At 38.1% G+C, this 20,854-nt stretch carries 20 protein-coding genes and 1 pseudogene; all 21 read left to right on the forward strand.

The features are described 5' to 3' along the window. Window positions 1-30: 30 nt before the first annotated feature. The 21 genes and pseudogenes from AB1L17_RS14130 (at window position 31) to AB1L17_RS14230 (ending at window position 20,852) form a co-directional block, all read left to right on the forward strand. Window positions 31-1,101 carry a glycosyltransferase gene (locus AB1L17_RS14130; RefSeq protein ID WP_412845458.1) on the forward strand — a complete coding sequence of 357 codons (1,071 nt, stop codon included), beginning with the start codon at window positions 31-33 and terminating at the stop codon, window positions 1,099-1,101. Between the two features lie 98 nt (window positions 1,102-1,199). Continuing rightward, window positions 1,200-1,547, forward strand: a complete 348-nt coding sequence (gene flaG / locus AB1L17_RS14135; protein ID WP_412845459.1) for a flagellar protein FlaG — start codon at window positions 1,200-1,202, stop codon at window positions 1,545-1,547. A gap of 11 nt (window positions 1,548-1,558) precedes the next feature. Next, complete coding sequence (fliD, locus tag AB1L17_RS14140; RefSeq protein WP_412845460.1) at window positions 1,559-3,070, forward strand: flagellar filament capping protein FliD; 1,512 nt, start codon at window positions 1,559-1,561, stop codon at window positions 3,068-3,070. A 12-nt stretch (window positions 3,071-3,082) separates the two neighbouring features. Next, window positions 3,083-3,460: a flagellar export chaperone FliS gene (gene fliS, locus AB1L17_RS14145; protein WP_412845461.1), complete on the forward strand. Its 378-nt coding sequence runs from the start codon at window positions 3,083-3,085 to the stop codon at window positions 3,458-3,460. Window positions 3,461-3,473: 13 nt separating this feature from the next. After that, window positions 3,474-3,833 (forward strand): hypothetical protein, encoded by a 360-nt coding sequence (locus AB1L17_RS14150; RefSeq protein ID WP_412845462.1) that lies wholly within the window; start codon window positions 3,474-3,476, stop codon window positions 3,831-3,833. A gap of 357 nt (window positions 3,834-4,190) precedes the next feature. Then, window positions 4,191-5,084: a LicD family protein gene (locus tag AB1L17_RS14155; RefSeq protein WP_412845463.1), complete on the forward strand. Its 894-nt coding sequence runs from the start codon at window positions 4,191-4,193 to the stop codon at window positions 5,082-5,084. After that, window positions 5,085-5,459: pseudogene (locus AB1L17_RS14160) on the forward strand (FAD synthase family protein); the annotation flags it as partial. After that, a complete protein-coding gene (locus AB1L17_RS14165; protein ID WP_412845536.1) occupies window positions 5,451-6,464 on the forward strand; it encodes a Gfo/Idh/MocA family protein in 1,014 nt (337 codons plus the stop codon). The pseudogene AB1L17_RS14160 and the gene AB1L17_RS14165, both read left to right, overlap by 9 nt. Before the next feature lie 36 nt (window positions 6,465-6,500). Next, window positions 6,501-7,514 (forward strand): polysaccharide biosynthesis protein, encoded by a 1,014-nt coding sequence (locus tag AB1L17_RS14170; protein ID WP_412845464.1) that lies wholly within the window; start codon window positions 6,501-6,503, stop codon window positions 7,512-7,514. Continuing rightward, window positions 7,502-8,353 carry an SDR family oxidoreductase gene (locus tag AB1L17_RS14175; protein ID WP_412845465.1) on the forward strand — a complete coding sequence of 284 codons (852 nt, stop codon included), beginning with the start codon at window positions 7,502-7,504 and terminating at the stop codon, window positions 8,351-8,353. The genes AB1L17_RS14170 and AB1L17_RS14175 overlap by 13 nt, the downstream gene beginning before the upstream one ends. Before the next feature lie 14 nt (window positions 8,354-8,367). Further along, window positions 8,368-9,492 carry a non-hydrolyzing UDP-N-acetylglucosamine 2-epimerase gene (wecB, locus tag AB1L17_RS14180; protein WP_412845466.1) on the forward strand — a complete coding sequence of 375 codons (1,125 nt, stop codon included), beginning with the start codon at window positions 8,368-8,370 and terminating at the stop codon, window positions 9,490-9,492. Window positions 9,493-9,641: 149 nt separating this feature from the next. Next, window positions 9,642-11,309 (forward strand): glycosyltransferase, encoded by a 1,668-nt coding sequence (locus tag AB1L17_RS14185; protein WP_412845467.1) that lies wholly within the window; start codon window positions 9,642-9,644, stop codon window positions 11,307-11,309. Window positions 11,310-11,396: 87 nt separating this feature from the next. Beyond that, window positions 11,397-12,479 carry a glycosyltransferase gene (locus AB1L17_RS14190; protein WP_412845468.1) on the forward strand — a complete coding sequence of 361 codons (1,083 nt, stop codon included), beginning with the start codon at window positions 11,397-11,399 and terminating at the stop codon, window positions 12,477-12,479. A gap of 20 nt (window positions 12,480-12,499) precedes the next feature. Then, on the forward strand, window positions 12,500-13,834 hold the full coding sequence (locus tag AB1L17_RS14195; RefSeq protein ID WP_412845469.1) for a glycosyltransferase family 2 protein: 1,335 nt from the start codon (window positions 12,500-12,502) through the stop codon (window positions 13,832-13,834). Between the two features lie 86 nt (window positions 13,835-13,920). Then, window positions 13,921-14,550: a nucleoside-diphosphate sugar epimerase/dehydratase gene (locus AB1L17_RS14200; protein WP_412845470.1), complete on the forward strand. Its 630-nt coding sequence runs from the start codon at window positions 13,921-13,923 to the stop codon at window positions 14,548-14,550. A 24-nt stretch (window positions 14,551-14,574) separates the two neighbouring features. Then, entirely contained in the window at window positions 14,575-15,018 is a 444-nt protein-coding gene (locus AB1L17_RS14205) for an FkbM family methyltransferase (RefSeq protein ID WP_412845537.1), read from the forward strand. Between the two features lie 19 nt (window positions 15,019-15,037). After that, window positions 15,038-16,528 carry a CDP-glycerol glycerophosphotransferase family protein gene (locus AB1L17_RS14210; protein WP_412845471.1) on the forward strand — a complete coding sequence of 497 codons (1,491 nt, stop codon included), beginning with the start codon at window positions 15,038-15,040 and terminating at the stop codon, window positions 16,526-16,528. A gap of 249 nt (window positions 16,529-16,777) precedes the next feature. Next, the gene (locus tag AB1L17_RS14215; protein ID WP_412845472.1) at window positions 16,778-17,587 is read left to right on the forward strand and encodes a motility protein A; all 810 of its coding nucleotides are present in this window, start codon (window positions 16,778-16,780) and stop codon (window positions 17,585-17,587) included. After that, complete coding sequence (locus AB1L17_RS14220) at window positions 17,580-18,365, forward strand: OmpA family protein (RefSeq protein ID WP_412845473.1); 786 nt, start codon at window positions 17,580-17,582, stop codon at window positions 18,363-18,365. The genes AB1L17_RS14215 and AB1L17_RS14220 overlap by 8 nt, the downstream gene beginning before the upstream one ends. 48 nt (window positions 18,366-18,413) lie before the next feature. Then, window positions 18,414-19,631: a class I SAM-dependent methyltransferase gene (locus AB1L17_RS14225; protein ID WP_412845474.1), complete on the forward strand. Its 1,218-nt coding sequence runs from the start codon at window positions 18,414-18,416 to the stop codon at window positions 19,629-19,631. A 420-nt stretch (window positions 19,632-20,051) separates the two neighbouring features. Continuing rightward, on the forward strand, window positions 20,052-20,852 hold the full coding sequence (locus AB1L17_RS14230) for a basic amino acid ABC transporter substrate-binding protein (RefSeq protein ID WP_412845475.1): 801 nt from the start codon (window positions 20,052-20,054) through the stop codon (window positions 20,850-20,852). Window positions 20,853-20,854: the final 2 nt, after the last annotated feature.

The following is a 20,854-nucleotide window of genomic DNA, read 5'->3' on the forward strand; positions in this document are numbered from 1 at the left end:
GTTCTTATACAACGCAAAAGAGGGAAAAACATGTCTATGATTTCACTTGTAATGATCGTAAAAAATGAGGAGTACCATTTACGCAAATGCCTTCTCAGCGCAAAGGAATCTGTAGATGAACTCATAGTAGTGGATACTGGTTCAACAGATCAAACGAAACAAATTGCCGTAGAATGTGGAGCAAAAGTGTACGATTTTGCGTGGACAGATAGTTTTGCAGAGGCACGCAATTTCGCCCTTGAACAAGCATCGGGTGATTGGATTCTGGTATTGGATGCGGATGAATATTTGGAGCCAGGTTCTTCAGCATTAATTAAGGAGTTTGTATCAGGTCCTCCTGCTATCGGGAGGATTAATATCATTAGCAAATATTTGGACAACGGAGAGGTTCGGTATGCGAGATCTCCGATATCCAGACTGTTCCCAAAAGGAGTTACCTATAAAGGGGATATACATGAGCAAGTAGTATCTGATTTGCCGCATAGATTAACTCTCATTACTGTTAATCACGACGGGTACTATCAAACGAATAAGACAGAACGTAATATTCCTATTTTGCAGAAAGAGCTCCAAAAGGATCAAAACAATCCTTACCTGTTGATGCAGCTTGCTAGGGAATTTAAAAATAAACAGGATTATGTCGAGGCAGATCGCTATTATTCTCGTGCGTACCCTTATCTATCAAAAGAGGACGGGTATTATCCCGATTTTATTGTTGAATATATCTATAATTTAATGAAAATAGGCCTGTTGGAAACGGGTTATCAAGTCATTCAAATGGAGAAAGATAACTTGACTACGTTTCCAGATTTCCATTTTTGTTTAGGGATGTTCTATATGGATTACGTTCTTAGCAATATTGCTGCCCACATAGATAAACTGTCCCTGATTGAAGGATCCTTTCTAGCATGTCTGGAGTTAGGGGACCAAAGAGGACAAGGCGGTGTTATCGGAACAGGATCTTTTCTAGCGTCATATAATCTTGGCGTCTACTATGAAGTAGTCGGGGATACACCGAAAGCTATTCATTATTACACACTTTCAGCAGAAAAAGACTACTCAAAAGCCAAAGAACGTTTGCACGTGCTCTTAAAAGGGTAACGGATTAACAATAGGATATTTTAAAGTTTCCATAAATGAGGGCTCCCTTTTTTCCGATACTCCTAGTAAGATTACTTTTCTTAATGGGAGGTAGAATGATGGATATCGGAATAAAATCCTCAATGGGCAAATCGGCTGGCTATGCTGAAGGTGGTCAGTCCCAGATAGATGGGACAGGCAAACCAGTCCGACAGCCAGAGGGTGCAGAGGAAAAAGTTCTCACCAAAGAAGAACTGAGTAAAGAAATTGACGGCATGAACAAATGGCTTCAAGCGACAAACACTCATGTGAAGTTTACTTTGCATGAAAAATTAAATGAGTACTATGTTCAAGTTATTAACGATCAAACAATGGAAGTCATCCGCGAAATTCCTTCAAAAAAAATGATGGATATGGTTGCAAAGATTCACGAAATGGTCGGACTATTAGTGGATGAAAGAAGATAGGAGTTGAGAATATGGCAACGATCCGATTTACTGGTTTGGCATCAGGTTTAGATACTGAGAAGATGGTCAAAGAAATGATGAAAGCTCGCAAGGAGCCAATGAACCGCTTGCTTCGTGAAAAACAAACGCTGGAGTGGAAACGAGACTCTTATCGAGAAATGAATTCATTGTTATTGGAACTACGTACGTCAGTGGATTCACTTCGTTTCTCTGGAAACTTTAATAAGAAGCAAGCATCATCTGAGAACGATAATATTGCTTCAGTTAATGTTGTCGGGACCCCTAAGCTTTCATCATATGCGGTGGAGGTTAAACAACTGGCTCAAGCTGAAATGCCAGCAGCCGTTGCTCTTACAATCGATCCTAGCCTGAAAAATAATACCAAGGCTGAGATTGGCTCCGCATTTACATTAACTGTAAACGGGCAAGCAATTCAGGTTGAAGCTAAGGATAGTATTGAATCTGTAGTATCTAAGATAAATGCGAAAACTAGTGCTAGCAATGTACAAGCTACTTTGGTAGATGGACAATTGCATTTAACTTCTGCAAGTGGAAAAGTGGGAAGTTTAACAAATCAAGAATTCTCTATTACGACAACAGGGGATAGTAGCAGACTGGGCATTGCCGCAGATTCTACCGTAACGTCAACTACTGGTAGTGTCGGACAGAAATCGAAAGTTGTTATTAATGGTATTGAACATGAAGGAACGACCAACAAGATCACTTTTGATGGTGTTGAATTCACGTTAAAGCAGAAAAATGTTGGTTCTGCAATCAACGTTTCAAATAAAGTTGATGAAGACGCAGTGTTTAACACGATAAAAGATTTTGTCAACAAATACAATGACATTATTGCAAAAATAAATAAAGAAATCTCTGAACCAAGATTTAGAAGTTACAAGCCATTGCTTGATGAGGAAAAAGAAGCATTGCCTGACAAGACAGTTGATAAAATGGAAGAAATGGCGAAAAGCGGCTTGTTACTTAGAGAGTCTACTCTGAAAAGTGCTTTGGATGAGATGCGACGTGCATTTAGTACAGCAATAAGCGGTACAGGAGTAAATGCTGCATTTGATACGATGACTGAAATTGGCATTGGAGGCCCTCCCTTCGGCAAAAATGCATACCAAGAAAACGGTAAACTATACATCGATGAAAAAAAACTACGTTCAGCTATTCGTAACAATGGTGCCGAGGTTACAAAGTTATTTACAAATTTTAGCGATAGTACCAATCCAGCAACTAAGTATAAAGAAAGTGGAATTGCAGAGCGTTTGTACAGTGAATTATCAAAAGCGATTGACAAGGTAACGGGTCAGGCTGGTAGTGCCACTTCGACGGCAGCATATGATGAGAGTTACCTGGGGAAAAAGTTAAAAGAAACAAATGATGAAATTGATCGTTGGGAAGATCGACTAAAAGATATAGAAAATCGATATTATAAACAATTTGCAACCATGGAGAAGCTTATGGCAAAATCGCAGTCTCAAAGCAGTTGGTTCGCCAAAATGTCGGGTCAATAAGGAGAGTTGCAAATGTTACATAATGCTGCACAGACTTATCAAACGAATCAAGTAACTACCGCGGCTCCGTCTGAGTTAACGTTAATGTTGTACAATGGTGCTATTAAGTTCATTAAGCAAGCTAAAGTAGCGCTGGAAGAGCGGAATTTTGTGAAAGTACATGAAAACTGTTTAAAAGTTCAAAATATCCTATTTGAATTGATGTCTTCTCTTAAGAAAGATTTTCCTGTTTCTCGTGATTTCGAGAAAATGTACGAGTACATGCTCCGGAGAACAGTCGAAGCAAATATGAGAAAAAATATGGAAATTCTAGATGAGGTTGAGGATTTGTTCATCCAGTTCCGAGATACTTGGAAAGAAGCCATGATTTTGGCTCGAAGCCAGGGATGAGGGCATAATCAAAATGGAAAACAAAATGGATGAACAGCTGGAAAAATTGAGAATAGCGACGGAAGAGTTAGAGGAGGTAGTATCTATAGAGGATTCAGATGTAGGACTATGGGAGCAAGTGTTGGAACGAAGAGAACAGGTAATGCAAGATATTGAAATACTCTTGCAAGCTGGTAATGCCTTCACTCCCAATCAAAAAGAGCGTCTCTCAATGATGAATGAAATCAATTTGAGTATATTTGCGCAGATGAACCTAAGAAAAGACGATTTGAAGAAGAAAATAGAAAAGATTCAACAAAACAAAACGGTGAGACAGTTTTATAATAACGGGGGAACTACTGCTTACGGATCATTTATTGATCGAAGAAAATAGAATATAGTAATAGTTAGTTATATGGATATCTCCAGTATGACAAACTTTCGACATATCATGCGAGAGTTTAGTTTACTGGAGATATTACTTTTGTATCAGTACTCAAGCGCTTAAGTACTCAAGTACTCAAGTGTTAAATCTAGGGTGTGTAAATTAAATACGATAGAGGAGGTTTTAGTTAAAAATCAGGTATATATCATTAATACATGAAATTAGTTTTAATTATTAGCGTTTAGTGTAATGATCTGTAGCAATTTGCCGATATATCTAGTAGTTACATTTATTAAATAATAGAAGTTATATTGTTCCAGTAATGCATGGAGTCATCTAAAGTATTCAGGACGAGGAGAGGTATCTATGGAGAACGTGTATAAAAAGATGCCACCTGAAGATTTACGACAGCTACAACTCATCCAGCTTGAGATGCTGCTGGAAGTTGACCGGATCTGTAAAAAGAACAATATACGCTACTGCATTATCGCTGGCACACTCTTGGGAGCTGTACGTCATAAAGGGTATATTCCATGGGATGATGATGCGGATGTTGCTATGCTTCGCCCAGAATATGAAAGGTTTTGCAAAGCGTGCGAAAAGGATTTGGATAGAACACGATTTTATTTGCAGACTCACTCCAATACACCTGGATATCGTTGGGGTTATGGGAAAATAAGACGTGTAGGAACAGAGTTTGTACGCAAAGGGCAAGAGCACATGCCTTATCCGACAGGGATTTTTATAGATATTTTTCCGCTTGATAACGTACCGGATAACCTTCTTGCACGCAGAGTACATAATATAACATGCACGGTGATTCGAAAAATGCTCTGGTCTGCAGTAGGGGCGAAATCAGATAGTAACCCTATTATGCGCGGTGTGTATGGTTGCCTTTCACTTCTGCCGAGAGATTTCATTTTTTCCATGTACGATTGGCTAATGCGTACAAGTAATAAGAAACAAACAAAAATGCTTCGAATATTAACGTTCCCGACCCCTAATAATGGGTATTACGGTTATTACCGAAAGTGGTACGTTGAGCTAGCCGATATCGAGTTTGAGGGGTATTATTTCCCTGGGGCGAAAGATTACGATGAGTATTTGACATTTAAGTTTGGTAACTATAAAGAGTTTCCCCCAATAGAGCAACGTCAGGGACATGCTTCTACTCGATATCGACTGTTACCTTTAGATCAACGGTTGCTAAAGCTTGAAGAGAAAAATCAATTTGATGATACAAAGATGGGGGCGCAGTAAATGAAAAAGGTAATTACTTACGGTTCTTTTGATTTGTTTCACGACGGACATTATAGATTATTAAAGCGCGCGAAAGAGCTGGGGGATTATCTAATCGTTGGGGTAACTACTGAACAATATGATGAGTATAGAGGCAAGATGAATGTTATTGATTCACTCATGGATAGAATTAATAACATAAAACAAACTGGATTTGCTGACGAAATTATCATTGAAGATCGTGAAGGTCAAAAGGTTCAGGATATTCAAAAGTACGGTATTGATATATTTACGGTAGGTTCTGACTGGAAAGGGAAATTTGATTTCCTAAAGCAATATTGCGATGTGGTCTATCTAGAAAGAACTAAAGGCATTTCCAGCACGATGATGCGTCAGAAAAAATTCAACATTGTAAGACTAGGGATTATAGGGAGCGGCAGGATTGCAGTGAGATTTGCTCCAGAAGTGAAGTATGTAAGTGGGACAAATTTAGAAGGTGTTTACAATCCGCGGATTGATAGTGCAAAAAAGTTCGCACAACAATTTGAATTAAATTTTTATACAGACGATCTGGAGGATTTCTTCAGTAGAGTCGATGCGGTCTATATAGCTTCACCCCACAATACTCATTATGAGTATATACGCCAAGCACTGGAAAACGGTAAACACGTACTTTGTGAGAAACCACTCGTTCTGGAAGCTGCTCAAGCTGAAGAGGTATATAATCTAGCAAAGGAAAAAGGACTTGTTCTACTAGAAGCAATAAAGACTGCTTATGCACCTGGATTTTTGCAGTTGCTGGCGATTACACAAAGTGGAAGGATTGGAGAAATAAGAGATGTAGAAGCGAGTTTCACTAAGTTAGTTTCTGGAGATATACGAGAGTTACGTCCAGAAGAAAATGGGGGAAGCGTAACTGAATTAGCAAGCTATCCACTACTTGCAATTATAAAGTTGCTTGGTACAAATATAAAAAATTATAGATTTGAGACATTTGTAAATGATGAAGGGGTTGATCTGTATACAAAGATCTATCTCCAATATGAAAATTGTTTCTCAACTGCTAAAGTTGGGCTAGGCGTAAAGTCAGAGGGACAGTTATTGATCTCTGGCACTCAGGGTTACATATATGTAGAAGCGCCTTGGTGGAAAACACAGTATTTTGAAGTCCGTCATGAACAAACCGATCAAAATGAAAAGTTTTTTACCAAGTTTGCAGCTGAGGGTCTTCGGTATGAGTTAAGTGACTTTATTTCCATGATAAACGGTAGTAAGAAAAAAGGGTTCAAGTTGACTCCTAAAGAATCGACTGCAATTGCGGGAATTATTGAGGCGTTTGTTAAGCGGGAAAATACTATCGCGTTAAGTATAAAGCCTCAGGAAATTGTAGGTAGTGTATAGAAACCATGCCAAATGCCTAAGGGAGTGGAATTACGAATGTTTGATGATATGACGTTATTAATTACAGGTGGAACGGGATCATTTGGCAACGCAGTTTTAAAGAGATTTTTGAACTCGGGTATCAAAGAAATCCGTATTTTCTCCAGAGATGAAAAGAAACAAGACGATATGAGAAGATATTATAAAAGTGACAAGCTCAAGTTCTATATAGGAGATGTGCGTGATCTACATAGTGTTCAGGGAGCCATGATTGGAGTTGACTATGTTTTTCATGCAGCTGCTTTGAAACAGGTTCCGACTTGTGAATTTTTCCCAATGGAAGCAGTAAAAACAAATGTTATAGGTGTAGATAATGTATTAACCGAAGCTATTGCTGAAAGGGTAAAAAAGGTTATTTGTCTGTCTACAGATAAAGCAGCATACCCCATTAATGCGATGGGTATGAGCAAAGCTATGATGGAACGGGTTTTTGTTGCCAAATCACGCACTACTGACAGGACTATCATTAGTGGAACCAGGTATGGCAATGTCATGTGCTCGAGAGGTTCGGTTATACCGTTGTTTATTGAACAGATTAAGCAGGGGAAATCGATCACAATAACTGACCCTAATATGACTCGCTTTATGATGAGCTTGGAGGAGGCAGTTGAGCTAGTCCTATTCGCCTTTGAAAATGCTTTACCTGGGGATATTATGGTCCAAAAAGCCCCGGCTTGTACAATAGGCGTATTGGCTCAAGCAATAAGAGAGATTTTTAACAGTAACAATGAGATTCAATACATTGGAATTCGACATGGTGAAAAAACTTATGAAACGTTACTAACGAGAGAAGAATGTCTACATGCACAAGATTTAGGAAATTACTATCAGGTTCCAGCGGACAATCGTGATTTGAATTATGCTCAGTATTTTGAACTTGGAAAGACGGAAAAAACAGAACTGACAGAGTTTACATCCAACAATACGAGATTGCTAGATTTAGAGCAAGTTAAAGAGCTCCTGTTAGGATTGGATTACGTGCAAAGCGAGTTGATTGGATGGAAATCTTAGTTCTAGGCGCTGGAGGAATGGCTGGTCACGTTGCGACACTCTATTTCAGTGAACGGGGTCATAAGGTTACTTCATTTTCAAGAACTCCATTGCCATATTGCGAAACTATAGTTGGTGACGCGCTAAACAAGGAAATGTTAAGGGATGCTGTAAATTCCAAGCCATTTGATGCAGTAATAAATTGCATTGGTGTATTAAATAAGGATGTAGATATGCATCCTGCGGATGGAATATTTCTCAATAGCTATCTCCCACATTATATTTCAGAATGCCTAAAAGATAAGAAAACAAAGCTAATTCACCTTAGTACAGACTGCGTATTTTCAGGTAAGATAGGTGGCTACAATGAGAAGAGTTTTCCAGAAAGTGACTCCTTATATGGACGCTCAAAATTGCTTGGAGAAATCAATGATTCAAAAAATTTGACTTTCCGAACATCAATTATCGGGCCAGACCGTAATGAGTACGGGATAGGACTTTTAAATTGGTTTATGAAAGAAAATGAGAAAGTAAAAGGGTTTACCTCTGCAATATGGACGGGAGTGTCTACTGTCACATTGGCTCAGGCTATTGAGCGTGCAATAGAAGTGGATTTGTGTGGGCTTTATCACTTAGTAAATAATCAACTAATCAGCAAATATGAACTACTACAATTATTCAATAATTTAGTAAGGACAGCTCATATTGAAATCATAGCTGATGATTCTGTTTATGTAGATAAATCATTAGTGAATAACAGAAAAGATTTTGATTTTAAGGTTCCCTCGTATGAGCAAATGATAAAGGATACGTGTGACTGGATAAGGTCTCATCAAGAGTATTATCCACATTATTTTTAGAGGGGTGACCGTATTTGAAAAAATTAAAATTGATGACGATTGTAGGAACTCGTCCTGAAATTATACGTCTATCTGAGTTAATTAAAAAGGCCGATTGCTATTTTGAACATATATTGGTGCATACAGGGCAGAACTACGATTATTACTTAAACGAGATATTTTTCAAGGATCTAATGCTGCGTGCCCCAGATTATTATTTGAATGTTGTTGGAGATCATCTAGGTCAGACTATCGGAAACATTATTGAAAAGTCTTATGAATTAATGAATGAGTTGCGCCCAGATGCATTACTAATCCTTGGAGATACGAATTCAGCGTTATCAGCTATTGCTGCTAAAAGACTAAAAATCCCTATATTTCATATGGAAGCTGGAAACCGTTGTTTTGATGAAAATCTTCCAGAAGAAACAAATCGACGAATTGTTGATCATATTTCGGATGTAAACCTTCCTTATACGGAACACGCACGCCGATATTTGTTAGCAGAGGGTGTGCGAAAAGAACATGTCTACGTAACAGGATCTCCGTTAGCAGAAGTGATACATGCACATAAAGAGGCTATTACTAATAATGAAATTATTGAGAAATTAGGGATTAAAAGTGGCAAGTATATATTATTGTCCGCGCACAGAGAAGAGAATGTAGATAATGAAGATAACTTTATCAGTTTGATGAGTGCGATTAATGGGATGGCAGAAAAATATCAAATGCCAGTGATTTATTCTGTACATCCACGAAGTGCGAAACTGATTGAAAAGAGACAGTTTACTTTTCACCCTCTCGTGAAACAGCTCCCACCATTTCCATTTACTGACTACATTAGTCTTCAGCGTAACGCATTTTGTGTGGTATCTGATAGTGGGACATTGGCGGAGGAAAGTGCTATGTGTGGTTTTCCCGGTGTTTCAATAAGGACTTCTACAGAACGTCCAGAAGCTTTGGATAAAGGTTGCTTCATTATTGGGGGAATTACGGAAGAACAGTTATTACAATCAGTTGAGATTGCAGTGGGTATGAGGGAAAATGAGGAAGTTGTTCCGGTTGTGCCAGATTATTCGGAGCTCAATGTGTCTTCAACCGTAATCCGAATTATTCAGAGCTACACTCAGATTATTAATCAAAAAGTATGGGGCAAGTAATTTATTATAGATAAGTTTTACCTTGCATTAAGGTTTTTCATGATAGAGAAAACGATAATAGAAGAATAAATTAGATTACAGGATAGGTCAAAATATTATTATTATACATTTTAAAGCGTATGATGAGGCGTATATGAGGGAGGTTTTGTATGTTGAATTCATTTGAAAAAAAAAACAAGCCATTGGTATCTATTGTAGTCCCCGTATATAATTCAGAAAAATTTGTGCGTGAGTGTATCGATTCCCTTGTCCATCAATCTTTGGAAAACATTGAGATTATTGCTGTTGACGACGGTTCAACGGATAGATCACTCTCTATATTAGAGGAGTATCAAAAAAACTATCCTAATAAAGTTATAGTGAAATCAATTCCCCATGTTCATGGAGCTGGTGCACCGCGAAATGAAGCGATTAAAATCGCTCGTGGAGACTATCTTGCTTTCTGTGATTCTGATGACATCATGGATAGGCAAGCAGTGGAATTACTTTATAAAAAGGCAATTGAAAACGATCATGATATCGTTTGCGCTCCAATATGGATTTATACTGGAAACACGAAGTCATTATATGGAGTTTTAAAAGAACCTATCTCAACAGAATCATTGATACTTACTGGTCAATTATATTTACATACCAAATTAGTTCATAAAAGATTAATACAAAAAGCCGGATGGATACCAGAAGAAATAAGTATGGAAGATCTAGGGTATTCTCTTGTGCTACATTCTTATGCAACAAGGATTGGATATTTAGACTATCCTGTATACCATTATTTCAAACGATATGGTTCGGATAGCAATGCTGTTTTTGGACTTAGAAATCTAGATACAATTAAAGCAAGACAATATGCAATCGAAAATTGCAATCCACAATTTCGTCAATATGTTTTAGCCTATGTTGCTCGCCATATTCATAGTGATTTCCGCAAGAGGTGGAGTTTTACGGATTACTATATTAAACAATTAAAAGAATTATGGCCGGAACTGAAAGACAATCCAGTTTTAAATAGTGACGAATATTTATATAAAAGACTAGAAAGTTTTGTTAGTTTACCGGATAAGCCCATACCTTGTAAAGTATGGGTCGGGGGCTTTGGTGAGAAAATATCTGAAGAATTCTTACAAGATTGTCGGCTGAACGCTTTTTATGAAGGATGTAAGGTAATCGTCTTAAATGAACAAAACTGTAATATTTCAGAGAATAAACTTGTAAAGGCTGCCTATGATGCCGGTGAATATGATTTCGTAAATGGATATTTTGCATTAAAGGCTATCTGGTCAGAAGGTGGCATTTACCTTAATAAAAGAATTAAAATAGACACGCCTTTTAACTATATTCGCTATTGCAATGTGTTTTTTAGCTTAATAGACAATAATCAGTACTCTGATTGGGTATTTGGTGGTATGGCAGGGAATCCAATAATGGAAACAATTCTTGAATCTTATAAAGATTCAAGAGTAAACAAATTGGTATTTCATCCGTTGAGCTCAAGAATTAAAGATGCTTTAGATGGAGAGACGATTGATTGTTCACACGTTAATAATATTCTAAATCCAATTGTGACTGTTTTCTCGCCAGATGTTATGGTTTGTGATTTGACTGATAAGCATTCATTGCAGCCGGAACCACATATCTGTACCCATGATTTTTCTGAAAAAAGTAGCGAGATTGATTACATCACTTTAAGAAAATCAACATTGAGAGCACTCGTTCAAATACCAGGGGCTAATGATGAACTAAATGAAGTAAAAAAAGAAAACGCAATGTTGCGTAACAAGATTAGAAATCTAGAACTATCGGCAACAAAAGAATTATAAATGGGAACTTAATTTTCCGATCACTAGCCAGGATATTTTTGATACACATGTTTTTTAGTTTTGCTTGAGTGGGGAGGAGAAGCGGTTTTGAATAATCATGAGCAACCGCTAGTTTCTATTATTATTCCTATTTATAATACAGAAAAATTTCTTGTCAGAGCTATTGATAGTGTTTTATCACAATCGTATTCAAATATAGAAGTAATTCTAGTGAATGATGGATCTACTGATGATTCTGGGAGAATATGTGATAATTACGTTCAAAAATATCCTAATGTTAAAGTAATACACCAGAAAAATAATGGAGTGTCAGTTTCGAGAAACATAGGTCTGGAAAAGGCAAAGGGGAAGTATATTCAGTTTGTTGATTCAGATGATGAAATAAATAGAAATATGACTGAAACATTAGTCTTTAGGATGGAAGAACAAGGCTGTGACATTGTGATTTGCGGGTATACCAACATTGGACTAAAAACTAAAAGTTTTAGTGTTGAATCAGGTTTATTTGATGCAAACGAATTTATTATCTCTTCTTACCTTGATTCACAAAAGACACCCTTTGTTTGGAGTTCCTGTAACATGATATATAAAAATACGGTGATTAAAAAAAATAATCTTAGATTTGACACTAACTATGCGATGGGTGAGGATGGGTTATTTACACTTGAGTATCTTTTAAAAAGTGACAAAATTTATATTGTTAATGACATTTTTTATAAACACTATTTATATCAACCAGAAGAACGTATAAGTGCAATTTCGCATTTTATCCTAGATTTATATGAACTCAGAATGACATATTTTGAACTCTTGTTTACGGGATTAAGGGAAGAGTCAAAAAAGCCAGTGAAATTAATGCTTTTGCAAACATTTTATGATCAGTTAATTGCTGGATTAGTACGTCTAGGGGCTTATAGTGAATATTTTTCTAGAGAGGATATGATTAAAAGAATTTCTTCAGTTCTTAATAGTAAAATGGTCATCCAAGCAAGCAGAGTCTATAGGAAGAAAAGAAGTGGTGATAGTATCATAATCCCACTACTAATGAGATTAAAATGTACAAACCTATTGCTGCTAGCTATTAAACAAAGAGGCAAAAAGTATATTGCTAGATATGGTAAATGCACAATTGTACGATCTATTTATTCAAAGCCAGCATTGATTAAATAAATTGAGGAGACTTGATTACAATGGGAAGGCCGATGGTATCTATAGTCATACCAGTATTTAATGGGGAAAATTACTTGCAGGAAGCAATCGATAGCGCGCTTGCTCAAACGTACCCAAATATTGAGATAATTGTCGTGAATGATGGTTCAAAAGACAATGGGGCAACGGAGAGAATTGCTCTCTCCTACGGGGATAAGATACGTTATTTTTACAAAGAAAACGGTGGTGTAGCTACAGCACTGAATCTTGCAATAAAGGAAATGAAGGGAGAATATTTCTCTTGGTTGTCCCATGATGACTTATATTATCCTTACAAGATTGAGAGACAAATTCAAGCATTGTTTAAGGAAGGCGATTTGACTGCGATTGTACAAAGTGATTACGATTTGCTAGAAATCCATTCACTTAAAACATCTCATGTGATGCTTAGTAATACGTATTCAATGGATCAGTTGACAAACTCCGTTTTCCCGGTTTTGCAAGGTTTAATTCATGGGTGCACTCTCTTAATACACAAAAGCCACTTTGAGCGTGTCGGACTATTCAATGAAAATTTAATTACAACACAAGACTATGATCTGTTCTTTCGTATGTTTCGAGGACAGAAAACGATTTATATTGCTGAAGCTCTTATCTTGGGGCGACTACATAATGAGCAAGGTAGCCGTACCATCACAAGTCATCAGGCAGAACGCAACCAGTTACATATAGATTTTTTGAAAGAATTAACAGAAGAAGAGATGTGCACAATGTATGGAAGTCCTTATAATTTCTACCATAGAATGAGTTGCTTTTTTAAAGGTATTGGAATGGAGGAAACTTTCCGTTTTGCAAATCAAAAAATGCAAGAGTCTGATATTCCAGGGAATCTCTACGAACAACTTTTATTTTTGCAAAAGTATATCGCATCCTTATCTGAAGGAAAAGCTGAGCAAATTTGTATATTTGGTGCAGGTGAATACGGAAAACGACTTGTTCAGGAGTTGTACAGTAAATTGATTTTTGTCAGTTGTTTTTCGGATAATGATCCGTCCAAGTGGGAGAAGAGTTTCGCAAATGTGAAATGTATTTCTCCTGTGTTAATTGAGGAAGAAAAAGAAAGAACACTAGTCATTGTAGCAAACCGGACTCCTGAAGAGATAGTTAGTCAACTAAAATCTAGCGGTTTTTCATATATTACGACTAAGCAGGAACTTGATAAAGTTCTGCTACATGTACCCCCAGTCAAATGGATAACAGCACTAGACAATATTGATGGAGTAAATTATTCATCCGAAGGTGTTCAACTATTGTTAAATAAGTTTAATCAAACGATTTTTGATATCTGCCAACATTACGAGAAGCAGCAGCATTAAAGCTATGTATTGTCCGCTTAGTTATAATGTGAGGTCGTGTAGAAAAAAGGAATGTTATGAAAAAGAAAAATTCGGAGGTCAATTAAATGGTTTACAGCAATATGATAAAAGAAGTGTTTCCACAAGCGAAAAAGGTTTTTGATAGTTTAAATGATGAACAATCAAAAAAGATATTCGCATTACGCATGATGTTTAATCTTACGAACGACTATAATTATCTCATAGATATGACTTCACTCATACCGGGGATAGACTCAAATAAAATGCAGTCATTTAAAGACTACTACAATCAATATAAAGCGATTAGTGATCAATATCCAACTCGGAAACTAATTATTTATGGGGCAGGGGCAGTAGGGAAAGGCTTACTAGAGCTCTTTAGAGAGATCAATTGGTACAGTTTTTGTGATAAAGATCCAAAAAAGCAAGGTACATTCTATTGTGGCTTACCAGTGATTTCCCCTGAACAATTAATTCAGGATCATAAAGATGATTATATTGTAATTGCCTCAAGAGATTTCTATGAGGAGATTTATGAAGAGTTAACTTCTATGGCGATTCCAAAAAACCACATTTTAAATGGAAATATAAAATTCAGGTTAGAAGTCTTTGATGATAAACAATACTTTGAAGCTCCAATTATAGAACCGCAAGAAAATGAGGTTTTTGTCGATGCAGGATGCTTCAATTGTGATACAACACTTTTGTTTAAGTAATGGTGCAATGAGCAATATGAAAAAATCTATGCTTTTGAACCAGATCCTTCAAATCATTCGAATTGCAAGGCAGTTATAGAGGATAGGAAAATAAAAAACATTGAATTGTATAATGCAGGACTGTGGAGTAAGAACGATACATTAAAATTTACTGGGGATGAAAATAGTGCTTCAACATTGGCCGATAATGGAACAATTAACGTGAATGTTGTAAGCCTTGATGAAATATTAAATGGTCAAAGAGTTACTTTCATTAAAATGGATGTAGAAGGTGCAGAGTTGGAGGCATTAAAGGGTGCTAAAGAATCTATTCTACAATATCGACCACGTTTAGCAATTTGTATTTATCATAAACCGGAGGATATTTTAGAAATACCATTGTATTTACAAAGCTTGGTGCCTGATTACAAGTTTTACATAAGGCATTACAGTGATTATACAATTGAAACTGTCTTATATGCTATTTAGTACCAGGGGGTAATTCACCATGTTCTTAAATATGAAAAGACGAATATCAGAATTAATGGATACAATCCTCGAATACATTGAGGTATTACCTGGACTGAGTAAACCAGATACTGCAGTATTAGACTGCTTGAATGCCATTGGAGCTATTCAAAATCAACTTCAGATGGAAGAGAGAGTTCCTTTCAAGACATTAGACCAATTAGAAATTGTAAAAATATCTTTTGATGAGATTTTAAATAATCATATTTCAATAAATGAAAACACTTTTGAATTAATGCATAATAAAGTAGTATTGCTTAAAGAAATTTTCCAAGAGGAGATTAACGCGAAGCTTAATGTAGTCTTCTTTCCATATAAGGCATCAATGTGGGATAGTCTAGCTAGTATTTATGAGGCTGCATCAAAAGATGAGAATTGTGTGGCTCGCGTTGTCCCGATTCCTTATTATCAATTGACTCAAAATGAAGCAATACATACATATGAAGGGGAATTTTTCCCGGATGATATACCAATAGTACATTATAGTAATTATGTCCTAGAGGATGAGCAACCGGATATTATTTTTGTTCATAATGTGTATGATCAGTACAATACTATTACTCGTGTTTATGAGCAATATTTTACAACAAACCTTAAGCAATATACGGATATGCTTGTTTACGTTCCATACCATGTTTCTTCTTTTATCCCTCCAACTCAAGGAACAAAGAGTTTAGCTTATAATCTCCCTACTATAGAGAATATAGACAAAATTATCTTAGTAGCAGACTTTTTAAAAGATTCAGCTATTCGGGATGGAGTACCCTCTGAAAAGCTTTTGGTACTCGGTTCTCCTAAACTTGATGCGATGGTTAATGCACTTAAAGAAGACATTGCGTACCCAAGCGAATGGAAAGAAAAAATAGAAGGAAAAACAGTATATTTAATAAATACAGGTTGTCTATTTTTCGCGAGTCAACCATTCTTGAAATTAGAGAAGTTGGTAGACTTCTTTAATATAGCCAGAATTGCAGAAGATAGTGTAATTATTTGGCGTCCTCACCCGCTTACGCTAGTATCTATTATGAAATATGTACCTAGCTTTGCAGAGTACTACGTAAATTTAACCGAGAAATATATTAAAGGCGGAGATAAGTTCTACAACAAAATAATAATAGATGAAACAGCGGACTATATGCCGGCTTTAAAAGCGGCAGATGTATTGATATCGGCTGATGGTTCACTCCTACGCTCATATTTACTTACGGAGAAAAAAGTATTGTATTGGGATGATAGATTGTATTGGGATGAAAGTTTACCAACCGAGTCACTTTTACCAGAAGATGTTTTTTATTACGCTTTCAATCCCGATGAACCTTGGTTTGAGGTAGTTAAGAAATTCGCAAAAGGGTATGATCCATTGGCTGAAAACAGGAAAGGAATGGCTAGTAAAGTATATGTTAATACAGACGGCACGTCTGGAGAAAAAATTTATCATGTAATAAAGGAATGTGTGTTGAAAAGAAAATGATAAAAGCCCTCATCCCCTTATTGAACTTTTTCAGGACCGACTGATTAAAGGGAAATGGATATGACTCCCTTATTATTTGGTTAAGATAAAGAATCCTCAGTTTGGGGATGGTGCTTTTTCAGGAGTGTTAAAAGGTTTTGTTTATAGGAATTTAGAATGGAAATGAAGTAGAAACAATTTAACTATAACACTGTAATTGCAACTATCCGATACAACAAGATAATATTCGTGCAGGAAGGTGAATCACTTGTGTCCACAAAACGCCGCTCACTCGTCTTAATCGGAGCCGTCCTCCTCATCTTCATACACGCGGTTTACCTAAACGGAACCTTGTCGGATCTCCTCAATGCCACCGCAATCGAGCTAGTCGCGCTCTCCGTAGTCATGTCCTACGCAGTCAAGCGCAAGCATCTCGATCTGAAAAAAATCTGGCGCCTGCTCATCCACGGCCGGCAAAGCAACGTCGAAGAAACAATCAAACGCTTCTACTATTACGCGCTCGTCCAGAAGGAACAAGGTTATATCGCGCTCGAGAAGGAACTCCAGCAAGAACCCGACTCCTTCGTCAAGCGCGGCAGCTTGCTCGCGATCGAGGGCGTTCCGGAAGACGAACTGCGCCTGATCCTGGAGAACGAGCTCAAGGGCGAACAGTACCGCTACCAACAATCAGCTGGTTTCTTCCGCCTCATCAGTTTATTGGCTCCAGGTATGGGGCTTGTAGGTACGCTCCTCGGGATGACGGGCGTACTGAAGTCGCTCTCTGACATGGCACTGACCGGTCACAGCCTGAGCGCTGCGGTCGTAGCGACACTCTATGGCGCGCTCCTCGCGAACCTGTTCGCGCTACCATGCTACTACCGTCTAATGGACCTGTACGACCGGGAAATGTTTGAAAAGCGTCTCTTCATCGAAGGCTGTGTCGGTCTGCAACGTATGGAGACGCCACGCTTGTTGTTTGAGAAGCTGAATTCATTCTTGCCAGGTGACCAGAAGCTGGTGCTGATTAAAGAAGCAGGCAGCATGAAGGGCACGATTGAAAGGCAGGACCGCTATGCATGACGAACGGTTATATGACGAGAAGGAGCTAGAAAAAAGCTGGCTGCTCAGCTACAGTGACCTGATTACGCTGTTGTTCGTGATTGTGATTATTATTGCGGCGACGCAGACGAAGAGCATTCAGGCCCAAAAAGAAGAGGTCCAAAAGGAAAAAGCGAGCTTGGAGCAGGTGCATGAGAGCCTCGACCTGCTCAACCTGCAAAAGCTGGAGCTGCAACGCGAGGTCTACCAATTGGAGGCGCGCCAGAAGGAGCTCAAGGGCGAAAAAGAAGAAAAAGGCTCCGAAGACACCGTAAACGTACCGAAGCCGCCAATGGGCATGGCTGAGTCTGGTGAGCGCGATATGGAGACCGTGCGCAACCAGTTATCCTCTGCCTTGGCTGAGCTGAATCTGGACTACGAGGAGACCGAAGAAGGCTTGCGTATCCGATTGCCAGAAACCATCTTGTTTACGAGTGGTTCGGCAGACCTACAGGCACAAGGGAAGCAGGTCGTCGGGACGGTAGCGGGAGTTTTGAAGCGCTTTGAGCACAAGGTGCGGATCGAGGGCTATACCGATGATGTGCCGATCTCGCGAAGCGCCTACAAATCCAACTGGGAGCTATCCTCGGCGCGCGCAATTTCCGTCATGCGTGAAATGGTCGATGCTTATTCCTTACCAGCCTCTCGCTTTACCGTGGCGGGTTTGGGCGAATACAAACCACTTGTGGACAACTCCAACGCGGAGAACCGTGCGAAGAACCGCCGGGTTGAAGTCGTGATTCTTGCAGAGAAAGAGTAGTGTAAATAGGTTATTTTATACCATTTATTTCTTTAGAAGGAGATTGAAATGAAGATTAGTCGTGTGTTGGTAGAGATGATACTTAAACAATATCATTTAGGTACAAGGGAGCAGTATATTGTTATCTTTGGCGCAGGACAGAATGGTGTATTGTTAAATAAATATCTGCAGAATAACGGAGTAGCAGTAAAATATTTTTGTGATACTAATCCAGAAAAGCAGGGAATCACTATAGACGGTGTTTTATGTATTTCTTTTGAAGAGCTATGTAAATACAAAGATGAGGTTATTGTATTTGTATCACCTAATAACGCTACTGATATTTATAAAATTCTTAAAGATAATGGATTTTCTCAGGTTGTCTCATCTGATGAAATGAAATTAATACGATTCGTCCCAGATTCGGAAACTGAAAGTTATTTTCAAAAAATGCCTTATATTGGTCATTTCTACTCTTTATATCCAAAGATTGATGACATATTAAAAAATGAAGAGAGAATATTTAACTCACAAAAAGAAGTTTTAGATATTGATTTTAATGAAGGAAATCAACTAGCCTTGCTAAATAAAATGATTGAGTTATATTCATCAATACCAAAATGGACTGATATGTCTATAGAACTGGGTTCAACACCATTAAGGTATAGATACGGGAATCAGAGTTTAAGTGCAGGGGACGCGATTGGTCTACATTGTATGCTCCGTATTCTAAAGCCGAAAAGAATGATAGAAGTTGGATCCGGCTTTACATCTGCCGTAACACTGGATACTAATGAATATTACTTAGATAATCAAATTAAGTTGACCTTCATTGAGCCATATCCAAAATTATTAAAATCAATATTGAAAGAAACAGATAAGATCCATTTGATTGAGAGCGGATTACAGGAGGTACCGTTAGAAGTCTTTGATCAATTAGAGAGTGGAGATATTTTGTTTATTGATTCTACTCACGTATCTAAGATAGATTCAGATGTTAATTTTTTGTTTTTCGAGATCATGCCTAGACTCAAAGAAGGCGTTTATATTCATCTTCATGATATCTTCTATCCCTTTGAATATCCTAAGCAATGGATTCATGATGGTGTAATATGGAATGAGTTGTATTTATTACGTGCTTTTCTGCAAAATAACTCAAATTATTCTATTGTATTTTTTCAAAATATGATTGAACAAAAATATAAAAATGCTTATATGGAAAAGTGGCCATTAGATGTACCAAATCACGGGGGAAGTATTTGGTTAAAGAAAGAGCATATCAAATAAGCTACAGGTGGATCTAATGATGTTGATTAAGGCTGTGCTGAGGAAAATGCAGCTTGTGGACAACTCCAACGCGGAGAACCGTGCGAAGAACCGCCGGGTAGAGATCGTGATTTTGGGGGAAAAAGAATAATTCGTTATTTTCTGATAAAAGGCAGGATTTTTATATGCAGGATAGAACTATATCCCGTATATATGAATCCTGTTTTTTTGCTGCTATATCCACTAATACTCCCAATTCAATCCCCTTACTTTCGTACCAAAGTGGCAGAATATACAGGAAAATAGTTATACCCAGCTTGTGCACAAGGTCATGTGGATAATGTGGATAACTCTGTGGAGAACGCAAAAAATCCGTGATTTTCATGTGGACATTGCTGGGGACAAAATAGGCAGATAGAGAGACATAAGGGGGATTTCGAAATGCGTATCGGGACAAAGTGGTTCAAATCGCTGGCGTTGGTCGTTGGTGTGGGGGTACTCCTCGCAGGCTGTGGGAGCGGCCAGCAAACGTCTGGCAGTGGTTCAAGTGGCGGAGCGGGTGACAAAGTGTACGTAGTAGGAACGGATGCAGCATACCCACCATTCCAAGTACTGGAGGCAGATAGCAAAATCACTGGCCATGACATTGATGTCATGAACGCGATTGCGGAAGCAGGCGGTTTCAAGATCGAATGGAGAAATACCGGTTGGGACCCGCTGTTTGATGGGCTGGATAAAGGGACAGTCGACATTGGAATCTCTTCGATTACGATTACAGAAGACCGGAAGAAAAAGTACGACTTTTCGGACTTTTACTTCGAGGCGAATCAGCTGATTCTGGTTGCAGAAGACTCACCTGTCACCAAGCTGGCTGATCTCAAAGGAAAGAAAATTGGCGTACAGGCAGCGACTACTGGGGAAGAAGTGGTGAAAAAGGCTTTCGGCGATACGTATGAAGGACTGAAAGGGTATGATGACATGCCTTCCTCCGTCGATGATTTCTTCAACGGTCGTGTGGATGCTGTCGTGGGAGACAACGGGGTCATTGCTTACTACGCAAAGAAAAATCCAGGCAAAAAATTCAAGCTGATCCAGGACGAATCGTTCGCGAAAGAATACTACGGCGTCATGGTGAAAAAGGGAAATACCGAGATCATGACCAAAATCAACGACGGCTTGAAAAAGATCAAGGAAAATGGAAAGCTCCAAGAAATCTACAACCAATACTTCGGGAACAAGTAAGA

The organism is Brevibacillus jepli (assembly GCF_047229145.1).
GTDB lineage: Bacteria > Bacillota > Bacilli > Brevibacillales > Brevibacillaceae > Brevibacillus.